Here is a 20,457-nt window from a genome sequence, read left to right on the forward strand (position 1 = left end):
GGGTTCCGGAATATGGCAATTTCGGTGGCTGCGAGGGCGATTTTAGCTGTCCGCCTCGGTTGACTTTGCCCCACCGCATCGCCCATAAACGCGCCCGGTCGCGCCCCGATCCGGGTTGTCGCGGCCTTCACGTTCCATGGCCGACTTCGGTCGCCGGCAAGGTCCGGCCCGATTGTGCTGCCGTCGAGCGGGGGAGTGTCCCGAGTGGCAAAGGGAGCTGACTGTAAATCAGCCGCCTCATGGCTTCGCAGGTTCGAGTCCTGCCTCCCCCACCAGCCTTCGCTCGCTTCGCGAGCTTCGGCTCGGCAAGCCGGCAAAAGTGCTCGTGGCGCGAAGTGAGCGAAGGCTGTCGCGCCGTAGCCCGCAGGGCGTAGGCGGACTGGCTCTGCACATGCGCTACCCCATCATCTCCCGCACCATCGGCACCACCTTCCGCCCATAAAGCTCGATGCTCCGCATCAGCTTCTCGTGCGGCAAAGGTCCTGCCGAGTACTTCAGCTGAAACCGCGAGATCCCGAGCGCCTTCGCGGTCTTCGCGATCTTCCGCGCCACCGTTTCCGGCGAGCCGACATAGAGCGAACCATGCTCGGCCTCGCTCACGAACTCGTCGCGCCCCATCGGCGGCCAGCCGCGCTCCTTGCCGATGCGGTCGCGCATGGCCTTGTAGTCGGGCCACAGCTCCTCGCGCGCCTGCGCATCGGTCTCGGCGACGTAGCCCGGCGAATGCACGCCGATCGGCTTGGACGGGCGGCCGAACTCCTTGAACGCGCGGTGATAGAGATCGACGTAAGGCGCAAAGCGCGCAGGATCGCCGCCGATGATCGCGAGCATCAAGGGCAGGTCGTAATGCGCGGCGCGGACCACCGATTGCGGGCTGCCGCCGACGCCGATCCAGGTCTTGAGCGTGCCGTTCTCGACTGGCGGATAGACCAGCTGATCCCGCAGCGGCGGACGCAGCTTGCCTTCCCAGCTCACCGCCTGCTGCGGCAACAGCGCGGCGAACAAATCGAGCTTCTCCTCGAACAGCTCTTCATATTTGCGCAGGTCGAAGCCGAACAGCGGAAAGGATTCCGTGAACGAACCGCGGCCGAGGATCACCTCGGCGCGCCCGTTCGAGAGCGCATCCAGCGTGGCAAAGCGCTGGAATACGCGAATGGGATCGTCCGAGGAGAGCACCGTCACGGCAGAGCCCAGATGGATGCGTTTGGCGCGCGATGCGATCGCGGCGAGCACGGTCTCGGGCGAGGAGATCGCGAAGTCGGCGCGGTGATGCTCGCCGAGCCCGATGAAATCGAGCCCGAGCTCGTCGGCCAGCACGGCTTCGTCGACGACGTTGCGGATCACCTGAGCATGCGGGAGCATGGCGCCGGACGCATCTCTCGTGACGTCGCCAAAGGTATCCAGTCCGAATTCAAGCGGTGCGGTCATTGATCGGGTCTCTGTGGGCGCGCGAGCGGCCCCGGTCATGTGGAAGGAAATAGTTTGCTTCCAGGTAGGGCGCTGAGGCCGCTTCGGCGATGTCGCTCCGGGAAAGGCATCGTTTCCGGTTCTGCATCGAACTGTTAGCCTTAATCGGATCTGGAGAACATCCCAACCAGGGTTTCGCGCAGCCAGCGCTGCGCCGGCACGGTGTCGTTGCGCTGGTGCCAGAACAGGCTGACGATGCGCGGCGGCGCTTTGAGGGGAAGCGGCATCGCATGCAGAAGCGGCGCATGCTTCGATTGCGAGCGCAGGTCGCTCGGCAGCACGGCGATCAGGTCGGACTGTCGCACGACCTCATAGGCGGCGCTGTAATGATTGACGGTCGCGACCAGATTGCGGGACAGCCCGCGCGAGGCGAGGAAGAGGTCGTAGGACGGCATGGTCTTGCCCGCAAGGCTGACATCGACATGGCCCGCGTTCAGGAATGTCCGGGTGCTCAGCCGCTTCTGGGCCGCGAGCGGATGACCGCGCCGCATGAAGCAGGCGTAATCGACGGTCCATAGCGAGCGCGAGCGAATGGCGGCCGGCTGCTGCGCTTCATTGACATAGACGCTGAGCACGCAATCGACCCTGTTTTCCTCGAGCTGGTCGGCGATCTCCAGGATGGTGTTGGGGACGCTGTGGATTCGCGCCTTGGGCGCGACCCTGCCGAGATGGCTGAGAAGGTTCGGCATCACCAGCGAGGAGACGTAGTCCGACATCGACAGGCTGAACTCGGTCTGCGCGCGGGCGGGATTGAATACCTGCTCGTCGAGTGCGCCGCGCACGCTCTCCAGCGCCTCGCCGATCGGCTCCCAGAGCACCACGGCGCGCTGGGTCGGACGGATGCCCGTGCCGGATCTGACGAACAGGGGATCGCCGAGCGCGTCGCGCAGCCGTGCAAGTGCATTGCTGACCGCCGGCTGAGTCATCGTCAGCGCGCTTGCGGCGCGCGTGACGCTGCCTTCGGTCATCAGCGCCTCGAAGACTTTCAGCAGATTGAGGTCGAGCGCGCGGAACGACACGAACATTCACCATGGTGATATATTAGATCATAATTATAAATTATGACGATAATGTCACTTTGTCTATGGTTCCCCTTAGGGACACGCGGAGCGCCGGGCCGCCAGACTGAGGGGACTTTCATGTCGATGATATCGGCGCGCATCGAGCGCCTTCCGTTCGCACGCTTCCACAAGCATCTGCTGCTGATGGGCGGGCTTGGCTACATGTTCGATGCGATGGACGCGGCAGTGCTGGCCTTCATCCTGCCGGTGTTGCGCACGGCCTGGAATCTGACCAGCGTCCAGATCGGTGTGCTCGGCAGCAGCACCTATATCGGGTTCCTGTTCGGAGCCCTGTTCGCCGGCACGCTGGGCGACCTGATCGGCCGCCGCGCGGTGATGATGTCGGCGCTGGCACTCTATTGCGCGGCGTCCATCGTGAGTGCGATGGTCGATACATGGCCGTCCTTCTTCGCCGCCCGCGTCGTCGCCGGCATGGGCACCGGCGCGGAGAGCGCGATCATCGCGCCTTATCTCGCGGAGTTCGTGGCGCGCCGCTACCGCGGCAGCTTCACCGGCGCGTTGGCCGGTTTCTTCTCCTTCGGCTTCGTCGCCGCGGCCTTGCTCGGCTACTTCATCGTCCCCGCCTATGACAATGGCTGGCGCATCGTGCTGGTCATCACGGCGGTGCCGGTCGTCATGCTGTTGTGGTGGCGCCGGGCGCTGCCGGAATCGCCGCGCTGGCTCGAAAGCCGGGGACGGGAAAAGGAAGCCGAAGCCGTCCTCGACAGGATCGAGGCAGGTTTTGCGCGCGCAGGCCATGTCCTGCCGCAGCCGGTCGTCGAAGCCTCAGCGCCGGCCGGAGCCACCGGAACGCTGCTCGCCAATTTTGCCGCGCTGCTGGCGGGGCGACAGGCGCGCATCACGATCATGACCTGGATCATGTGGCTGGCGATCACCTTCAGCTATTATTCTTTCTTCGTCTGGATTCCCGGCCTGCTGGTCCAGAACGGCATGAGCATCACCAAGAGCTTCGCCTATTCGATCGCGATCTATTGCGCGCAGATTCCCGGCTATTTCAGCGCCGCATATTTCAACGAGCGCATCGGCCGGCAGGCGACGATCGCGACCTACATGGTGCTCGGCGGCGCCAGCGCGCTCGGGCTCGCCTTCGCGCAGAGCGACCAGCAGATCATGGCGGCGGGAATCTTCCTGTCCCTGTTCATGAACGGTACCTATGCGGGCGTCTACGCCTATACCGCCGAAGTGTTCCCGACGCCGGTCAGGACCACGGGCGCCGGGCTCGCTTCCGCAATCGGCCGCATCGGCGCGATCGTCTCGCCGATCCTGGTCGGCTATCTCTATCCCAATTTCGGCTTTGCCGGCGTGTTCGGCGTCACCACCACCGTGCTGCTGCTCGGGGCAGTGACCGTCGTGCTGATGGGCGTGCCGACCCGCGGCCGCTCGCTGGAAGAGATCGCGGCGGGTGAAGTGGCATGACGCGCACGAAAGTTGCAGCTGATCCGTTGCTTTGCGCCGTTGCGGCGGCGCAGGGCAGGGCGGATCAGCCGGACGCGCTGTTTGCGGCGCTCGACCAGGCCGTGAAGTCGGCGATCGGGCACAAGCTGTTCACGATCCTGACCTATGACGGCGACACCGGAGAAGCCGCGCGGGTCTATTCCAACCTTCCCGGCCCATATCCGGTCGGCGGACGCAAGCGCCTCGCGCCGGGCTCGTGGACCGAGGCCGTGCTCGACCGTGGCGAGGCCTATATCGGCCGCACGCAGGATGATCTGCGCAAGGTGTTCAACGACCACGAGCTGATCGCCTCGCTCGGCTGCGAGAGCGTGCTCAACATGCCCGTGCGCTGGAGCGGGCGTACGCTCGGCTCGCTCAATCTGCTTCACGAGGCGGGCTGGTACGGCGAGGACGACGTCGCCGCATGTCTTCCCTTTGCCCAGCTCACCTTGCCGGCGCTGCTTGCGCCGGCCCACTTCTGACAGGACGCCGCGATGCCCAGCATCCTCTTCGAGAACGCCGCTTTGCTCGATCCGCTCCAGCCGGACTTGCTGGCAGGCCATCACGTGCTGGTCGAAGACGGCCTGATCAAGGAGGTCTCGGACCGGCCGCTCCAGGCCACCGCCGATCGCACCATCGATCTCAAGGGCAAGACGCTGATGCCCGGCCTGATCGATCTGCATGTGCATGCCATCGCCGTCGAGCTCAATCTGGCGCAGCAGGTGCACATGCCGAACGTGCTGGTGACGCTGCGCTCGACGCTGCTCTTGCGCGGCATGCTTCGGCGCGGCTTCACCACCGTCCGCGATGCCGGCGGCGCCGGTCACGCGCTGAAACAGGCGATCGAGACCGGCCTGACCGACGGCCCGCGGCTGTTCGTCTCCGGCCGCGCGCTCAGCCAGACCGGTGGCCACGGCGACATGCGAGCGCGCTCTGATTATCTGGCGAGCGACGCGCCATGCCCGTGCTGCGTGCGTGTCGGCGCGCTGGCGCGCGTTGCCGACGGCGTCGACGGTGTGAGGAAGGCGGCGCGCGAAGAGCTCCAGATGGGCGCCGACCAGATCAAGATCATGGCCTCCGGCGGCGTTGCCTCTCCGACAGATCCGGTGGGCGCCTTCGGCTACTCCGAGGACGAGATCCGCGCCATCGTCGAGGAAGCGCGCGGCCGCCAGACCTATGTGCTCGCCCACGCCTACACCGCGGCCGCGATCGAACGCGCCATTCGCTGCGGCGTGCGCACCATCGAACACGGCAATCTGGTCGATGCTCCGACCGCGCGGCTGATGGCCGAGAAGGGCGCCTATGTGGTGCCGACGCTCGTCACCTACGAGGCGCTCGCCAACGAGGGGGCCCAATATGGCCTGCCGCCGGAGAGCGTCGCCAAGATCGCCGATGTCCGCGACGCCGGCCTGCGCTCGCTTGCGATCTATCGCGACGCCGGCGTGAAGATGGGGTTCGGCAGCGATCTGCTCGGGCCGTCGCAGCGCCTCCAGAGCGACGAATTCCGCATCCGCGCCGAAATCCTCGGCCCGCGCGCGGTCATCGCCAGCGCGACAGTGATCGGCGCCGAGGTGCTCGGCATGGAGGGCAAGCTCGGCCGCATCGCACCGGACGCCATCGCGGACCTCTTGGTGGTTGACGGCAACCCGCTGCGCGATGTCGCCTGCCTGCTCGGGCAGGGCGAGCACATTCCGCTGGTGATGAAGGCGGGCAAGGTTCAGTTCGACCGGCTGAACGCGTAATTACCGCCACATCCCCCGCATCCGCGCGCCGATGTCGATCTTTGGCCCCTGCGCCGCGGTGCGGGCCGCACCTGCGGCGGCCTTCGGCCAGGCGGTGCGCTCGAACAGATGGACCAGCTGCTCCGGGATGAAGCGGGTGCGCGAGGCGTAGACGTGGCGATCGCCCTTGGCGGCCTGGCCGTGGGTGAAGAAGCGCTGGGGAACGACGAGGTGCAGATCGTCCTTGGCGCGGGTCATCGCGACGTAGAGCAGGCGACGCTCTTCCTCGATCTCGGCGCTGGTGCCGGCGCCGAGATCGGACGGCATGCAGCCGTCGACGACGTTGAGCACGAACACCGATTTCCACTCCTGGCCCTTGGCGGAGTGGATGGTGGAGAGGATCAGGTAGTCTTCGTCGCGCAGGGGCGGTCCGGATTTGTCGCTGGTCGCATCCGGCGGATCGAGCGTGAGCTCGGTCAGGAATTTCTCGCGGCTGGCATAGCCGCTCGCGATCTGCTCCAGCTGCATCAGGTCGGCGCGGCGCGTCTCGGAATCCTCGTGGATGCGATCGAGATGCGGCTCGTACCAAAGCCGCACGCGCTCGAGGTCGACCGGCCATTCCGAATAGCGCAGATTTTCGACCGTGCGGACGAAGTCGGTCCAGTCCTCGCCGGTGCGCGCCGGCACCGGGAGCCGGCCGAGCACGGCAAGCGGATCGGTGCTCTCCGCCATCTCCTCGAGCACGCGCTGCGCGGTCGCGGGGCCGATGCCCGGCAATAGATGCAGGATGCGAAAGCCGGCGACGCGGTCGCGCGGATTTTCGGCGAAGCGCAACAGCGCCAGCACGTCCTTGACGTGCGCGGCGTCGAGGAATTTCAGCCCGCCGAACTTGACGAAGGGGATGTTGCGACGCGTGAGCTCGATCTCCAGCGGACCCGAATGCGAGGACGTGCGGAACAGCACCGCCTGGTGCTTGAGCAGCGCACCTTGCTCGCGGTTTGCCAGCACCGCCTCGACGATGTAGCGCGCCTGGTCGGCTTCGTCGTGCACGGTGACGAGCTGCGGCTTCTGCCCGGAGGTGCGGTCGGTCCAGAGATTTTTTGTGAAGCGCTCGCGAGCGAGGCCGATGACGCCGTTCGCCGCCGCCAGCACCGCTTGCGTCGAGCGATAATTGCGGTCGAGCGTGATCATCTCCGCGCGCGGCGAAAAGCTCTGCGGAAACTCCAGGATGTTGCGCACGGTGGCGGCACGGAACGAGTAGATCGACTGCGCGTCGTCGCCGACCACGGTGAGGCCGCGCCCGTCGGGCTTGAGCGCCAGCAGGATCGAGGATTGCAGACGGTTGGTGTCCTGGTACTCGTCGACCAGCACGTGATCGAAGCGACCGCCGATCTCTTCCGCGATCAGCGCATCGCTCATCATCTGCGACCAGTAGAGCAATAGGTCGTCGTAATCGAGCACGTGCTGGGCCTGCTTGGCCTCGACGTAAGCGGCGAACAGGCCCTTCAGCTCGGCCGCCCAGCCGCTGCACCAGGGATAGTGCACCCCCAGCACCTTCTCGATCTCCATCTCGGCGTTGACGCAGCGGGAGTAAATCGACAGGCAGGTGCCCTTGGCGGGAAAGCGGCTCGCGGTCTTCGACAGTCCGCGCTCGTGCCGCACCAGGTTCATCAGGTCGGCGGAATCCTCGCGGTCGTGGATGGTGAAGGCGGGATCGAGGCCGATCCGCTCGGCATATTCGCGCAGGAGCCGCGCGCCGATGCCGTGGAAGGTGCCGGCCCAGGTGAGCGCATCGCGCATGATCGCGGCGTTGTTCTCGCCGAGCACCTTTCGGGAGATGCGCTCGACGCGGCCGGCCATTTCCGCCGCCGCACGGCGCGAAAACGTCATCAGCAGGATGCGGCGGGGATCGCTGCCTGCGACGATCAGATGCGCGACGCGGTGGGCCAGCGTGTTGGTCTTGCCGGAACCCGCGCCGGCGATGACGAGCAGGGGAGCGCCCACGGTCGAGCGCCCGGCCACGCCATGCTCGACGGCGCGGCGCTGCTCCTCATTGAGCGTGTCCAGATATGTCGCCACGAATCGCCCCGGTGAAAGGATGAGAGTCGGCGATCCCGGCGCGAATCGCAATGCAGCTGGACGGGGACGAGTTTAGGATTTAGGGGAATACGGCCCCCAGTTCCAGTGCACCCCATGCCCGACATGACCGAGCTCAAGCCCGACCAGTTCGAGATGCGACGGCTGGAATCGCTCAGCAACACCATTTTCGGTGTCGGCATGACGCTTCTCGCCTATGATCTGCCCAAGGCCGCCGTGTTCACCAGCGCGCCGGACTGGAACGATCTTGCCCGGGTCTATTCGGGCAAGCTGATAGGTTTTGCGCTCAGCTTCATCATCGCCGGCGTGTTCTGGATCAGCCATCACCGGCGGCTGGCGCGCCAGCCGGTCGGCAGCCGCGGCGACGTGATCCTCAACCTGTTCTTTCTGCTCTCGATCGTGCTGCTGCCGGTCACCAACGGCCTCTACACCAATTACGGCATGAGCAGCGCCGTCGCCGTGCTCTACGGCTTGCATTTGACCGCGATCGCGGGCCTCAACGCCTGGCTGTGGTGGACGATCCTGGGCGGCTGGCGCCAGGAAATCATGGCCGCGCTGTTTCCGCTGCTGGTGTTCATCCCGGGCACGATCGTTGCGGCGTTCGCGCCGCACGTCGCGCCCTTCTTGTGGTTCATCGCCTTCGGCGGAATCGTGATCCAGCGCTTCTACAACGCCCGGACCGGGCCGGACGCCTGACGCGCGATGCGATCAGGATGAATCGCCGTCGCGCGTTAGGTTGGTATTTCAGCATGATCTCCGCGCAAACGCGTTCCGCATTTGTCGCGAGGGAAAACCGCTGCGCGCTTCTCCGGACCATGCTTCAGCTCACCCCTCCGTCGCCCCGAACCCATCGGCCGGCACATAAAGCTTGACCGGCCGGATTTCGTAGACCGCCGTCGGATTGACCGCGCGCAGCTTCCGCGCCGCTTCGATCGCCTCCTCCTCGGTGGCGCATTGCATCAAATGGAAGCCCAGAAGCTGTTCCTTGGTCTCGGCAAACGGCCCGTCCAGCACCATTCCCGCGCCGGGGCCGCGCAACGTGCGGGCCTTTCGGGTCTCATCCAGGCGGGCGGCCGGTCCAAACTGTCCACTTGCCCGGAGGGGCGCCTGAACCTCGATGACTTTGGCCACGACTGCGGCGTCCTGCTCCGGCGTCCAGGACAAGATCTCGTCTTCCACGTGGTAGGCCAGGATCGCGTAGAGCATCTTCACCTCTTTTTTTTGCACAGGTCCCAAGGACGTAGCACGGCAGCCCGTCCCGACAATCCCGAGACGAATATTGCGTGCCCGGCGAGCGGCGAAACGGTTCTGAAACCCGATTGCGAGCCTGCCACGTGAACGCCGCCGGAGCGGGTCGCGACTGATGGACCATAAACAACAGGCTTTTGCTGGAGGCGGCAATGTCGGGTCATACCATCAGGATCATCTGCGACGCGCGGCGGGCGGGACAATCGGAGCCGGCCGATCTGCACGACCATGCCGGTCATCACCGCTATTACGGCAGTTCGGCCGAGAACGGCGGCGAGCGGATCGTGGAAAGCCGGCGCGGCAAACGGCCGCGCGCGCTCAACATCTGCGGCTTCTGAAGCCTTTCGGCGAGCCGGTCGTTCATATGAACGTCCTGCAATTGTCGATCGCGGCGATGCCGTTCCTGCTCGCAATCATAAGCCGGACGGGCAAGGCGGTCCGTCCCGTGCCTTCTGACGAGCCTCTTCACGGTGCTGCTTGGCGGCGAGCCGCACCGTGCAAGTCGCGAGCCCGGTGCCCCGGCATGCTGATCGCCGCGTCGCGCCGCGCGAGCGGCTTCGCGCCGGCTGACCGGCTTCCGGTTTGAAAGAAACCGCAAGGAAAAGGCGCGGCGGGGAGGCCCCGTCGCGCCCGATTTCTTGCTCGCTGGTCCAGGGCTGAGAGCGCCCCGATGCCAAGCCTTTAGTCAAAGCTCAGCGGGCGATCCCAGCGAGGTGACAGCGCTTGAGATAAGACACTGGATCACCTCCTTTCGTTGGTTTCGGGAAACATCAATATAGGCTGCCTTGCTGCCGCTGTTAAGGGCGGCAGGTCCGGAGGAACCGGGGCGGTCCGCGAAGCCTGTGAGGGCCGAGAAAGCAACCTCCTCGGCAGTTGAGGCCGCCGCCCGGCCGTGTTAGGGGATCGGCCGACGCGGGTGTAGCTCAATGGTAGAGCAGCAGCCTTCCAAGCTGAATACGAGGGTTCGATTCCCTTCACCCGCTCCAATCTTTTCAAACACTTATCGGACTGCATAATTCTTATTCCGACAAGACGGCGGAATCCATTCCGACAAATGTTCACTTTCTGGCCGCCTGCTTGCGCCGCTTGATGCGCTTGATCTGTGCGTCCTGCTTGGCCTCATCATCGTGTTGAAGGTAGTGCGCCATCGCTTTTGTCGATGACCATTGACCCTTCTTCATCAGCTGCGTTTCTGTGAGGTCGGACGTGCTCGCCTCGGTGGTCCCGCCATGCCGGCCAAACGTCGTGAAAGTCCGCTTAGGACGCAAACCCGCCTCCAGAATGATCTTCTTCGAAATGCGTTCGGCTTGAGTCGGCATCTCGCTCTTTCCGCTCCAGGGTAGACGACTGCCATCTCGGTGCAGCATGAGGCCGCCCGTCGGCCGCAAGGCTTTCATGGCGTCGAGCTCGGCGATTAGCAGGGGATAGAACGGCTTGCCCTTCTTATCGAAGAGCGGCTCCCACGAGCCCGTGCTCGTCTTGTAGTTGATGACACGGATTGCCGGTATCGGTAGTCGCGCCTTCAATACCGTAACCCGCTCGCGGCTCTCCGTGAGTCGCCGTCAGATCGCTTTGAAACTGAGTGGCATGTGGATAATCGATTCCACCGGATTTGAGGACGACGCCGGATCACGCAGGCTGGGTCCGGGCCAGAGCAGCAGGGAATATCACCGCGCCCTTGCTTCCAGAACAACGCCGGATCGGCAGCTTCAGGCGTTGTTACGGTCTGCATCGGAAAGCAGCAGGCGGACGCGAAGCCCCCTCGGTTCGTTGTCGAGCAGCAGCAGCCTTCCGCCATGCGCGGTCACGATCGCCTGCGTGATCGAGAGGCCGAGGCCAAATCCCGCCGTTTCGTCCATGGTGCGGGCTTCCTCTCCTCGCACGAAGGGTTCCAGCATCGCCGCCTTCCTCTCATCGGGTATTCCAGGGCCGTCGTCGACGACGTCGATGACGATCTGGTTGCCGGAGATCAGGAGCTCGACGCCGACTTCGGTTCCGAAGCGCGTGGCGTTTTCGACCAGGTTTGTGACCGCGCGGATGATCTCGTCCGGCCGGACGATGAACGCGGCTCTGTCCGGACCAAGATAGTGCACCGCGTAGCCGCTATCGGAGAACTGGTCGCAAACCATCTGGAGCAGCGCGGCAACGTCGACCAGTGTCGGTCTGGCAGCGCTTTCACTGCGCAGCAGCGAGAGCACCGACTCCAGCATCGACTGCATCTGATCGAGGTCGCGTACGGTCTGGGTGCGCTGTGCTGGATCCTCGATGTATTCCGAGCGTAGCCGCAGGCGCGTGATCGGGGTGCGCAGGTCGTGGCTGATGGCGGCCAGCATTCGAGTTCTATCGTTCATCAGTGCGGTAACGCGTTCGCGCATCCGGTTGAGTGCTCTCGCCGCGGATCGGATTTCCTCCGGGCCGTTTTCAGGCAACGGCTCGGACGAGCGATTCAAGCTGAAGTCCTCCGCCGCGCGCGCGAAGGCCGACAGGGGCGAACTGAGCGCGCGGCCGGCCCAGATGCCGAGCAGCGTCACGCTTGCCACCAGGAACAGGAGTGTGCTCGTCCAGAGGCCGCTCACGAAGTCAGGCATCTTGAATGTCCCGATCGTCGCCTCGAGCACGTCGCCGTTTGCCAGATAGAACCAGAGGCGATTGTCTTCCGGTGTGGAACCGCGGATGAGATCGACCGGGCCTTCGATAGTCGAGGGGGTAGCTATGCGCGTCCGCTCCGGCAACGGAGCGGTGGAGGCGGAAACATCCTTTCTCAACTGCAGCTTCAGCGCCGGAAAGGTCCGGCTGGCGTTTTCGAGAACGACATCTCGCTCTCCCTGCGGCGTATTGACGATGATCCTCGCAACCAGCTCGAACTGCTTCAAGGGGCTGTCCGTCAGAACGTTCGGCCGGTTGAGCAGAAAGTAGCCGGCAATCAGCAAATGGATCAGGATCAGTGATCCCAGAACCAAGGCCGCGATCTGGCCGCTGATACGCCTGAAGCTGAACAGCGCGACGATGTCGGCGGCGCGCCTCATGCTTCCTCCACCACCGGCGTGAAGATGTAGCCGCCGGTGCGCACGGTCTTGATCACGGACGTGTCCTGGGTGCGGTCGAGCTTGCGGCGCAACCGGCTGACCAGGACGTCGATGCTGCGGCCGAAGCTGCCGCCGGGCCGGCCGCGCGTCACGCTCAGGAGATTGTCGCGGGTGAGGATGCGTCCGGCCCGTTCGCAGAACGCCTGCAGCAGATCGAACTCGGCGCTGGTCAGCGGCACCTGCGCGCCCTCGGGGTCGCGCAACTCCCGCAAACGAAGATCGATGATCCAGCCCAGGAATTTCAGGCGTGTCGCCGCGCCGCCGGCGGCACGGCCGCTCGCCTGGCGGCGCAGCACAGCGTTGATCCTGGCGAGAAGCTCGCGCGGGTTGAACGGCTTCGGCAGATAGTCGTCAGCCCCCATCTCGAGACCGAGGATCCGGTCGAGATCCTCGCCCTTCGCGGTGAGGATGATGATCGGCGTCATAGATTCCATGCGCACGCGGCGGCAGAGGCTCAGACCGTCCTCGCCCGGCAGCATCAGGTCGAGCACGATCAGGTCCACCCGGTTCTGCGACAGATGCCGGTCCATCTCCCTGCCGTTCGTGACCAGGTGAACCTCGAACGAATGCTCGCGCAGATAGCGCGCGATGAGGTCGCGGGTCTGTCGGTCATCCTCGACGATCAGGATGTTCTGGGGGCCGTTGGTCATGTTTGAGATCGCACCGGGGTTTCCGATCGTTGATCGATTTGCGGACGATTGTCTCGTCCGAAGAACTACGGTCATGTCTGCAATCCTACGGTCAGTCACGGCTCAACGCCACCACGGGATCCAGGAAGGCGGCGCGGCGGGCGGGGAAGAAACCGAAGGCCACCCCGATCCCGGTCGAGGTCAGGAATGCCGCGCCGATCGAGAACAGCGAATAGCTAACCTGGAATCCGGGCATCGCCATGTTGACCAGCGTCCCGAGCAGGATCGCGACGAGGATACCGGCGATGCCGCCGATGGACGAGATCAGGGTCGCCTCCACCAGGAATTGCTGGAGGATGTCGCTGCGTCTGGCGCCGACCGCCATGCGCACGCCGATCTCGTTGATCCGTTCGGAGACGGACACCAGCATGATGTTCATCACGCCGATGCCGCCGACGACCAGCGAGATCACCGCGATCGCCGCCACGAGGAACGCCAGGGTCTGCGTCGTGCTGGTGATGGTGCGGCGGATATCGTCGGTATTGAGGATGACGAAATCCCTGGTATTGTGCCGCTTCGTCAAGAGCGTGGTGACCGCATCCTGGGCCAGCGTGGTCGAGATCTCGTCGCTGATCCGGAGCAGGATGCTGCGAAGCGAGCGGTCGCCCGTGAACTGCGCCTGCACGGTGGTGTAGGGAAGATAGACCGAGAGGTTCTGGTTCGAGCCGAAGCCGCCCTGCTGCTGGGCGATGACGCCGACGATGCGACAGGGCACCTTGCCGAGCCAGATGACGCGACCGATCCCCGAGGTCTGGTCGTCGGCGAAGAAGGTCTTGCGGGTGTTGTCGTCGATGACGGCTTGCCGCTCGATGTTGCGCACCGCGTCGGAGTCGAACAGGCGGCCTGTCGCCAGCTTGGCGCCCTTGACCTGGAAATAGCTCTCGCCGACGCCGTTCACGAGCACGTTGGACTCGCTGCCACGATAGCGCACCGTCGTGCTGGTCGACACTGTCGGGGTGACACCGGCAATGAATTCCTGCCGTCCGAGTGCGCGGGCATCGTCCAGCACGAGAGTCTTGATCTTGCCGGCGCGCGCGTCGCCAAAATCCTTGCCCGGAAACACCTCGATCGTGTTGGTGCCGAGACTCGAGATGTCCGACAGCACTTTGCGCTGTGAGGCGTTGCCGAGCGCAACAACGGAGGACACTGCTGCGATGCCGATGATGATTCCGAGCATGGTCAGGAAGGCGCGCAGCCGGTGCGCGGCCATCGCCACCAGCGCCATCCGCGTGGCTTCCCGCAGGCGCCGCAGCGCGCCGGGCCAGCCGGCGCCGCTATCCCATGGGGCCCGGGCCGCCGCGACAGGCGGCGCCGATGCGCCTGCGGTCTCGGTGCGGCGATCGGAAACGATCCCGCCGTCGCGCAGTTCGATGATGCGCTCGGCCCGCGCGGCGACGCCGGCATCGTGTGTGACGATGATGATCGTCCGTCCCTCGCCGTGCAGTTCCTTCAGGATCTTCAGGACCTCCTCGCCGCTGTGCCGGTCGAGCGCGCCGGTCGGCTCGTCCGCGAGGATGACTTCGGCGCCGTTGATCAGCGCCCGTGCGATCGAGACGCGCTGCTGCTGGCCGCCCGACAGCTGGTTCGGGCGGTGGCCGCGCCGGTCGGCCACGCCGAGCCTTGCGAGCAGCTGCTCTGCGCGCGTGCGGCGCTCCCGCGCCTTCATCCCGGCATAGATCGCCGGGATCTCGACGTTCTCGGCGGCGGAGAGGTCGCCGAGCAAATGATAGCGCTGGAAGATGAAGCCGAAATGCTCGCGCCGCAGCGCCGCCAGCTCGTCTGCGTCGAGTTCGGAGGCGTTCTTGCCGGCGACACGATATGTGCCCGAGGTCGGGCGATCGAGGCAGCCAAGAATGTTGAGCAGCGTCGATTTGCCGGATCCGGACGAGCCGATGATCGCCACCATCTCGCCAGGCTGGATGCGCAGCGACAAATCGTCGAGCGCAACCACGCGCGTGTCACCGGCCGCAAACTCCCGCCTGACGTTCTCGAGGGCGATGATCGGATCGGCCATCTCAGGGACCTCCCGGCGGGCCGCCGGACATGCTGCGCGATGCGGTCTGCTCGCTGGCTTCTCCGGTGACGACCCGGTCGCCCTCGTCGAGGCCGGACCTGATCTCAACCGTGGTGCGGTCATTGAGGCCGGTCTTGACCTCGCGCTCGCGCACGTCACCCGACGCATCGAGGGTGCGGACGGTGCTGCGGCCGTCGGATTTCCGCATCAGCGCGAGCGCGGGGATGACTTTCACGCGCTTGGCCTCGCCGGTGATGATGTGCACCTCGGCGGTCATGTAGGTCCGCAGCGAAAGATCCTTGTTGGGGACGTTGAAGACGCCGATGTAGTAGATGGCGGTGCTGGTGGAGCTCGACGAACTCGAACTCGTGCTCGAACTCGAGGTGGTGGTCGAGGAGAAGCTGGCGTCGCTCTTGATCGATTCGGGCGCCGGCTCGATCTGCTCCAGCCTGGCCTCGTAGCGATGGTCCTGGTCGCCGAGGATGGTGAAATAGAGCGCCTGTCCCGGCTTGACCTTGACGATGTCGGCCTCGGAGATCTCCGCCCGCACCGTCATGGTCTCAAGCTGGCCGAGCACGACGATGGTCGGAGCGGACTGTACCGCGTTGACCGTCTGTCCCTCCTGCACCACGGTGGCGAGCACCGTGCCGTCGATGGGCGCGGTGATCCTGGTGTAATCGAGGTTTACCCGCGCCGTCTCGACGCTGGCTTCGGCTCCCACGATCAGAGCTTCGAGCGCGGCAATCTGGGCGCGGGTCTGCCGCACCGTCGAATCCGCGCTGTCGAAATCGCTGCGCGAGGTGGCGCGCTGCGCCAGTGTCGCCTGCTGTCGTGCGAGATTGGCTTCCGCCAGCACCAGCGCGGCCTCCTTCTCGAGTTTTTGCGCGCGGTAGTTCTTGAGCGAAGCCTCCGAATTGCGCAGATCGTTCTGCTTGGTGACAGGGTCGATCTGGGCGATAACGTCGCCGGCCCTGACCGTGTCGCCGACGCGGACATTGAGGGCAGTGATCCGGCCCGACACCTGCGCGCCGACGGCAGTCAGGCGTGCCGGCTTGAGCGTGCCGCTGGCGAGCACCTCCTCGCGCAGATCGCTGACGGTGACCGGTGCAGTGATGTAGGACTGTGCCTTGCTCGACGTCGCCGGAAAACGCATGGCGGCCACCACCCCGGTTGCCACGACGGCAACCACCGCGGCGGCAATCTTCACGCGCTTGGCGGTGATGATGTCAGTCACTTCACCGTCTCCCGGAAGTGTGGTCCTGTATTGGTGTCCACGATGATCGGCGTCGATGTGTCAACCGGATCGGACCAGCCGCCACCGAGCGCCTTCGCCAGGGAAATGTAGTCCTTGGCCGCGGACACCTTGCTCTGGATCAGTGAATCTTCAGCCGAATAGAGCGAGCGTTCGGCGTCCAGCACGTCGATGAAGCTGGCGCTGCCGGTCTCGAACAGCGATCGCGACAGCCGGGCGGCCTCCCGATAGTTCTTTGCTGCCTCGGCCAGCTTGACCCCGCGGACGCGCTCCTGCGAAATCGACACCAGCGCGTTCTCGACGTCTTCAAGGGCGGTGAGCAGGGTCGAATGGAACGTCGCGAACGCCTGGTCGCGTTGCGCCTCGGCGATCTTGACGGTCGCCAGGCGCTTGCCCGCGTCGAACACCGGCACCGTGACCGAGGGGCCCACCGACCAGCTCACGTTGGAATATTTTGCGAGGTCGCCGGCGCGCAGCGCGGAGGTGCCGACCGAGCCGGTCAGCGACACCGCAGGATAGCGGTCGGCCTCGGCCGCGCCGATCTTGGCGGTGGCCTGGGCGAGCTTGCGCTCGGCGCTGGCGACGTCGGGGCGGCTCATGAGGAGATCGGCGGGCAGGCCCGTGGGCAGCGGCATGCGCGGTGCAGGCACGGGCGCGGACCGAGCCATCAGCGAAGCGACGCCGTCGGGCGGTCGTCCGAGCAGGATGCCGAGCCGGTGAATGTCGGCCGCAAGCGCCGCCTGATAGGTCGGAACGTTCGCCTCCGTGCTCGCCGCTTGTGCGGTCGCCTTGGCGAGATCGACGGCGTTGCCGCTGCCGGCCTCGTATTTGCTGCGGGTGAGCTTTTCGGTGTCGCGCTGCGAGACCGATGTTCGCTGCGCCAGCGCGATCCGCGCCTGGTAGCCGCGCGCCTCAACGTAATAGGCGGCAACGTCGCCGATCAGCGTGACGAGGCTGTCGCGCAGATCCTCCTCTGCCGATTGCTGCCCACGCACCGCTGCCTCGATGCTCCGTTGCGTGCCGCCGAACAGGTCGAGCTCCCAGCTCGAATCGAAGCTCGCCTGGTGCAGCGTGTAGGGTGCTGTGTCGACGACGGCCGAGGCGGAGCCCGCGCTGGTCTTGTTGTTGGTCACCGAGGCCGAGCCGCTGACGGAGGGAAACAGACCGGCGCCGGTCTGTTGCACCGTTGCGCGCGCCTCGCGCACGACCGCCTTGGCCTTGGCGACATCGGGGTTGGCATCGACCGCCTGTTCGATCAGCCGGTTGAGCAGGGGGTCGCGCAGCCGCTGCCACCAGCGATCCAGCGTGCCGGCTTGTCGCCGGGACGTGGGTCGCGCGCTCCAGTGCGACGGCATGTCCAGCCCGGGCGGCCCGGCATAGTCCGGCCCGACGGCGCAGCCAACCAATGTGGCACCCAGCATCAGCGCGACGCAGGCCGATCCGGCGCGCGACAGGGCGGCGCGCAGTAAGGACGGCGTCGGGTGATGGTTCTCCTCTGCGGATGGCGTGAGAACTGCGACGAACAGGTGTGACGGCATCAAATCGGCTGAGATCCATGGCCCTTGCCGCGGGACGTGCGGTGCTCATGGCCTTCGGAAAGGTACGACGAACAGGGTCCACTAGCCGGGCGATCGTGGCCTTTCGGCAGCCGGAATATTGCTGGATGTAAACAGATGTTGCGGGGCATCTCGGGCCCGCCGCACGGTGCCTGCCAAGCCAGACATCGACCCTGTTTTGCCGCTGCGTCAAGCCCTCCTTGTGAAAATATGCCGCTTTACCGAAATTCGGATTTGTCGTATGTGTCGCCCATCCCGGCTCATTCTTGAGGGGCGATCGTGTGGTCGTCATTGTCGCGAGCCGGGCTTGCGGTGGACGCGGCAGCGTCGGGCACGAGAGGTGAAGGGCAGGGGGGATTGCTCTCCGTGAGCCCGAAGCTGCGTGCCGACGAGCGGCGCTGTCAGGCTTCGTCTCGCCTGTAAGTTTCCAGCTCCGTGGACAGGGCCGGGAAAACTGCGGGCGAAATGGCGGGCCGCGCGTACGGCAAAACCGTGTGGTCCTGGCCGTCGTTGCTACGGTCAAGCCCTTGCGAATGCGGCAGTCGCGTCAATCGGCGCGGCGCCGGTGAATTTCGCGAGGGCGAGGGAGGCCAGAACGAACTCGGCTCCCGAGAGAGCACGGCATAAGCCGTCCCATCCAGGCCGCGAAGTTGCGGCCGCAACGGAAGGCTTGCGGATCGGGCGCCTTGATCGCCAGCAGACAGGCGCCGTTCGGGCCGCTGCGCTTCGACTACGCCGTGCCGCTGACGAAAGGCAAATACGACACGGTTCAGGAGTTCAGGTTCAGGGGCGGCACTTCGTTCTCGTTGGGCGCTGTGGCCTTGCCGTGCGGGCGCCGGATGATCGCGATCGGCGGCGCCGGAGCACCGGCAGGTGCTCCTCGCGCAGCCTCATACCGCGCTGGCGCCCTTAGTTCATCATCGCGGGCGCTGGACACCGGTTTTCACTGGACTCGATAACGCCAGGGAGATCGATGGCCCCGCCGGCGATCATGCCCGACATCTGCCAGAACAGGTGCGCGAGGCGAGAGAACACCATCCGCTCGCGCTCGGCAGCAACGGTGCCGTCAGGAATCGTCACGGTCTCCAGGCCGACCACCTTCTTGAAGTCCGGCCAGATCATCATCGACTGCGCGATCACGGAATAGCAGCGCGGATCCTCGTCGCTCTCGTCGGGCGCCGGTGGCAGGCCCGGATATTGCGTCGGCGCGACGTAGAATTTGTAGGCACCATAGCCGAGCCGGAGCAGGAATTTTTCCGGGACGGCGACGTCGGCGGCAAACGACACCAGCCGAGCCTCGCCCAGCATGTCGGCTTCGATCGCGCCGAGGTCGGACGCGCGCAGCGCCGAGCAGAATGTGAGATCGCGATTGTGTTCGCGGAGCAGATTGGCCAGCGGCCGTTGTTGTTGCACGGTGTCGGTGAGCAGGATGATGGTCTTGAGCATCGTGAGGTGTCCGTCAGGGGAAGAGATGGCGGGCGGTCATGGCCGCTTCGTCGGAAGCGTGGGTCGCAAAGAAGTCGTTGGCGATGCGCTGTCCCGGCGCGATCTCCAGGATGCGGTAGCGCGCCTGGGCGGCGGCTTCGCGGGCGGCGCCGACGTCGTCCTGCCAGGCGCAGAGGGACAGTTCGAGCCGGCCGTAGCCGCCGCAATTGGCGGCATAGGCGCCCGTCACGGCTTCCACGGTCGCAGCCACCGCGCCGGCGTCACTGGCGGAGACATCCCGCAGGATCACGGCGATGCCGGTGCCGGTCTCGGCTTTCGAGGTCATGACCATGAAGGCGTCGCGAGCGCCGGTCCGTCCGGCGCGGCGAGCTGCGCGCGCGATGCCGGCAAAGCCGGGATCGGGACCGAGCTCCAGCGTCGTCGTTTGCTGGTCGTGCAGGATCGTGGCACGCATCGCGCCGAGGTCACCCTTCAGCGCGTGGTAGGAGCGCGGCAACCAGACGGTGTCGAGAGGCGTTTGGGAAGATGTCAGGCTCCAGGCCTGGTCGAGCAGATAGCCCTCCCAGATCGCAGGATAGGACGCGGCGAGCTGCTGCCACGTGCGCAGCATCATCTCCGCAGCCCTGGTGCGGCCGAGATAGAGCGTGCGCGCCGACATCTCCCAGCGATTCCACTTGTGCAAGGCCACGTCGCAGCCCAGGAAGGACGGCAGCAGCGGCGGCTCGCGCAGCACCGCGCCGGCTTCGACGAACAGCAGCGGCTCGCGATACTTGTTCCACATCCTCATCATGAACTCGGTCTTCTCGAAGCAAAGGATGCGGTCGCCGAGCTGAGTGTCGATCGGCTCGATGTGGCAGGCGAGGTCAAACCGTTCGAGCGAATACCGGAGCGCGGAGACCGCGGTTGCGTCGCCGCCGCGCGGGTAGCAGGAGACGATCCGCGGACGGACAGTGGATGAATCGGCTGAGGTGAGGAATTTCGACCAGCCGATGCCGCCCCACCACATTTCATGCGGGCCGTCCGCGCCGCCGGGGCTGACAGTGCCGAACTCGGTCAGCTTGGACTTGAGGAAGTCGAAGCCGGGGTTCTCGCCTCTGGGAATGACGACGGCGCAGCCGGGCGTTAGTGAGCGGTAGAACAGCTCGGCGGCCGCGCCGCTTGGCGGCTCCTTGAGGATGATGACGCCGGCCCGCCGGCACTCGCTGAAATCGCGAAGCGGCGCGCCGTACTGCTTGACCAGCCAGTCGAGGCGGTCGCGCTGGGTCCGGCCGAGCCTCACGCCGTCGGATTGCAACAGCCGATCAAGGTTTTCGCGCGTCTCGTCCGTCAATTCCGTACCCCCGGTCTCAGCCCTTGGACTTCAAC

At 65.5% G+C, this 20,457-nt stretch carries 17 protein-coding genes, 2 tRNA genes and 1 pseudogene; 8 read left to right on the forward strand and 12 right to left on the reverse strand.

All coding sequences use genetic code 11. The annotated features are described in order from the left end of the window. The first annotated feature begins 189 nt into the window (after window positions 1–189). Window positions 190–275, forward strand: a tRNA-Tyr gene (locus tag XH96_RS15780). A gap of 121 nt (window positions 276–396) precedes the next feature. On the opposite strand, the gene XH96_RS15785 is transcribed toward XH96_RS15780, so the two are convergent. Together XH96_RS15785 and XH96_RS15790 are read right to left on the reverse strand one after the other, a co-directional pair. Next, window positions 397–1,428, reverse strand: a complete 1,032-nt coding sequence (locus tag XH96_RS15785; RefSeq protein WP_194393285.1) for an LLM class flavin-dependent oxidoreductase — start codon at window positions 1,426–1,428, stop codon at window positions 397–399. Between the two features lie 140 nt (window positions 1,429–1,568). Further along, entirely contained in the window at window positions 1,569–2,492 is a 924-nt protein-coding gene (locus tag XH96_RS15790) for a LysR family transcriptional regulator (protein ID WP_194393286.1), read from the reverse strand. Window positions 2,493–2,606: 114 nt separating this feature from the next. On the opposite strand from XH96_RS15790, the gene XH96_RS15795 reads away from it, so the two are divergent. From XH96_RS15795 to XH96_RS15805, 3 genes are read left to right on the forward strand one after another with little or no spacing between them, the layout of a single operon-like run. After that, a complete protein-coding gene (locus XH96_RS15795) occupies window positions 2,607–3,965 on the forward strand; it encodes an MFS transporter (protein WP_194393287.1) in 1,359 nt (452 codons plus the stop codon). Then, the gene (locus XH96_RS15800) at window positions 3,962–4,465 is read left to right on the forward strand and encodes a GAF domain-containing protein (RefSeq protein ID WP_194393288.1); all 504 of its coding nucleotides are present in this window, start codon (window positions 3,962–3,964) and stop codon (window positions 4,463–4,465) included. The genes XH96_RS15795 and XH96_RS15800 overlap by 4 nt, the downstream gene beginning before the upstream one ends. A gap of 12 nt (window positions 4,466–4,477) precedes the next feature. Continuing rightward, window positions 4,478–5,725, forward strand: a complete 1,248-nt coding sequence (locus XH96_RS15805; protein WP_194393289.1) for an amidohydrolase family protein — start codon at window positions 4,478–4,480, stop codon at window positions 5,723–5,725. On the opposite strand, the gene XH96_RS15810 is transcribed toward XH96_RS15805, so the two are convergent. Beyond that, window positions 5,726–7,783 (reverse strand): ATP-dependent helicase, encoded by a 2,058-nt coding sequence (locus tag XH96_RS15810; RefSeq protein WP_194393290.1) that lies wholly within the window; start codon window positions 7,781–7,783, stop codon window positions 5,726–5,728. Window positions 7,784–7,906: 123 nt separating this feature from the next. Between XH96_RS15810 and XH96_RS15815 the strand changes: the two genes are divergently transcribed. Then, on the forward strand, window positions 7,907–8,497 hold the full coding sequence (locus tag XH96_RS15815) for a TMEM175 family protein (protein WP_194394148.1): 591 nt from the start codon (window positions 7,907–7,909) through the stop codon (window positions 8,495–8,497). 129 nt (window positions 8,498–8,626) lie between these two features. Here the strand turns inward: XH96_RS15815 and XH96_RS15820 are convergent, their stop codons facing one another. Then, complete coding sequence (locus tag XH96_RS15820) at window positions 8,627–9,007, reverse strand: YciI family protein (RefSeq protein ID WP_194393291.1); 381 nt, start codon at window positions 9,005–9,007, stop codon at window positions 8,627–8,629. Window positions 9,008–9,201: 194 nt separating this feature from the next. Here XH96_RS15820 and XH96_RS15825 point away from each other — a divergent pair, with 194 nt between their 5' ends. Beyond that, window positions 9,202–9,387 (forward strand): hypothetical protein, encoded by a 186-nt coding sequence (locus XH96_RS15825; RefSeq protein ID WP_194393292.1) that lies wholly within the window; start codon window positions 9,202–9,204, stop codon window positions 9,385–9,387. 574 nt (window positions 9,388–9,961) lie between these two features. After that, window positions 9,962–10,035, forward strand: a tRNA-Gly gene (locus XH96_RS15830). Between the two features lie 72 nt (window positions 10,036–10,107). Here the strand turns inward: XH96_RS15830 and XH96_RS15835 are convergent. From XH96_RS15835 to XH96_RS15860, 6 genes are all read right to left on the reverse strand, one after another. After that, window positions 10,108–10,575 (reverse strand): hypothetical protein, encoded by a 468-nt coding sequence (locus XH96_RS15835; RefSeq protein ID WP_246790097.1) that lies wholly within the window; start codon window positions 10,573–10,575, stop codon window positions 10,108–10,110. 183 nt (window positions 10,576–10,758) lie between these two features. Then, on the reverse strand, window positions 10,759–12,075 hold the full coding sequence (locus XH96_RS15840) for an ATP-binding protein (protein WP_194393293.1): 1,317 nt from the start codon (window positions 12,073–12,075) through the stop codon (window positions 10,759–10,761). Beyond that, window positions 12,072–12,785 (reverse strand): response regulator, encoded by a 714-nt coding sequence (locus XH96_RS15845; RefSeq protein ID WP_194393294.1) that lies wholly within the window; start codon window positions 12,783–12,785, stop codon window positions 12,072–12,074. The genes XH96_RS15840 and XH96_RS15845 overlap by 4 nt, the downstream gene beginning before the upstream one ends. A 91-nt stretch (window positions 12,786–12,876) precedes the next feature. Continuing rightward, window positions 12,877–14,838, reverse strand: a complete 1,962-nt coding sequence (locus tag XH96_RS15850; RefSeq protein ID WP_194393295.1) for a MacB family efflux pump subunit — start codon at window positions 14,836–14,838, stop codon at window positions 12,877–12,879. 1 nt (window position 14,839) lies between these two features. Then, the gene (locus XH96_RS15855; protein ID WP_194393296.1) at window positions 14,840–16,072 is read right to left on the reverse strand and encodes an efflux RND transporter periplasmic adaptor subunit; all 1,233 of its coding nucleotides are present in this window, start codon (window positions 16,070–16,072) and stop codon (window positions 14,840–14,842) included. Beyond that, a complete protein-coding gene (locus XH96_RS15860) occupies window positions 16,069–17,628 on the reverse strand; it encodes an efflux transporter outer membrane subunit (protein WP_246790098.1) in 1,560 nt (519 codons plus the stop codon). Before XH96_RS15860 ends, XH96_RS15855 begins: the two co-directional genes overlap by 4 nt. 725 nt (window positions 17,629–18,353) lie before the next feature. Between XH96_RS15860 and XH96_RS39850 the strand changes: the two are divergent. Further along, a pseudogene (locus XH96_RS39850) lies at window positions 18,354–18,449 on the forward strand (BamA/TamA family outer membrane protein); the annotation flags it as partial. Between the two features lie 106 nt (window positions 18,450–18,555). On the opposite strand, the gene XH96_RS15870 reads toward XH96_RS39850, so the two are convergent. Both XH96_RS15870 and XH96_RS15875 read right to left on the reverse strand, forming a co-directional pair. Then, window positions 18,556–19,092: a hypothetical protein gene (locus XH96_RS15870; RefSeq protein ID WP_194393297.1), complete on the reverse strand. Its 537-nt coding sequence runs from the start codon at window positions 19,090–19,092 to the stop codon at window positions 18,556–18,558. Window positions 19,093–19,105: 13 nt separating this feature from the next. After that, complete coding sequence (locus XH96_RS15875; protein WP_194393298.1) at window positions 19,106–20,422, reverse strand: hypothetical protein; 1,317 nt, start codon at window positions 20,420–20,422, stop codon at window positions 19,106–19,108. Window positions 20,423–20,457 lie beyond the last annotated feature (35 nt).

Origin of the sequence: Bradyrhizobium sp. CCBAU 51765 (assembly GCF_015291725.1) — a bacterium.
In the GTDB taxonomy this organism is placed as follows: domain Bacteria; phylum Pseudomonadota; class Alphaproteobacteria; order Rhizobiales; family Xanthobacteraceae; genus Bradyrhizobium; species Bradyrhizobium liaoningense.

Bases quoted from the DNA above. Each gene is read 5' to 3' on its own strand.
- XH96_RS15785 (WP_194393285.1), bottom strand. From the start codon at position 1,428: ATGACCGCACCGCTTGAATTCGGACTGGATACCTTTGGCGACGTCACG.
- XH96_RS15790 (WP_194393286.1), bottom strand. From the start codon at position 2,492: ATGTTCGTGTCGTTCCGCGCGCTCGACCTCAATCTGCTGAAAGTCTTC.
- XH96_RS15795 (WP_194393287.1), top strand. From the start codon at position 2,607: ATGTCGATGATATCGGCGCGCATCGAGCGCCTTCCGTTCGCACGCTTC.
- XH96_RS15800 (WP_194393288.1), top strand. From the start codon at position 3,962: ATGACGCGCACGAAAGTTGCAGCTGATCCGTTGCTTTGCGCCGTTGCG.
- XH96_RS15805 (WP_194393289.1), top strand. From the start codon at position 4,478: ATGCCCAGCATCCTCTTCGAGAACGCCGCTTTGCTCGATCCGCTCCAG.
- XH96_RS15815 (WP_194394148.1), top strand. From the start codon at position 7,907: ATGACCGAGCTCAAGCCCGACCAGTTCGAGATGCGACGGCTGGAATCG.
- XH96_RS15820 (WP_194393291.1), bottom strand. From the start codon at position 9,007: ATGCTCTACGCGATCCTGGCCTACCACGTGGAAGACGAGATCTTGTCC.
- XH96_RS15825 (WP_194393292.1), top strand. From the start codon at position 9,202: ATGTCGGGTCATACCATCAGGATCATCTGCGACGCGCGGCGGGCGGGA.
- XH96_RS15840 (WP_194393293.1), bottom strand. From the start codon at position 12,075: ATGAGGCGCGCCGCCGACATCGTCGCGCTGTTCAGCTTCAGGCGTATC.
- XH96_RS15845 (WP_194393294.1), bottom strand. From the start codon at position 12,785: ATGACCAACGGCCCCCAGAACATCCTGATCGTCGAGGATGACCGACAG.
- XH96_RS15850 (WP_194393295.1), bottom strand. From the start codon at position 14,838: ATGGCCGATCCGATCATCGCCCTCGAGAACGTCAGGCGGGAGTTTGCG.
- XH96_RS15860 (WP_246790098.1), bottom strand. From the start codon at position 17,628: ATGCCGTCACACCTGTTCGTCGCAGTTCTCACGCCATCCGCAGAGGAG.
- XH96_RS15870 (WP_194393297.1), bottom strand. From the start codon at position 19,092: ATGCTCAAGACCATCATCCTGCTCACCGACACCGTGCAACAACAACGG.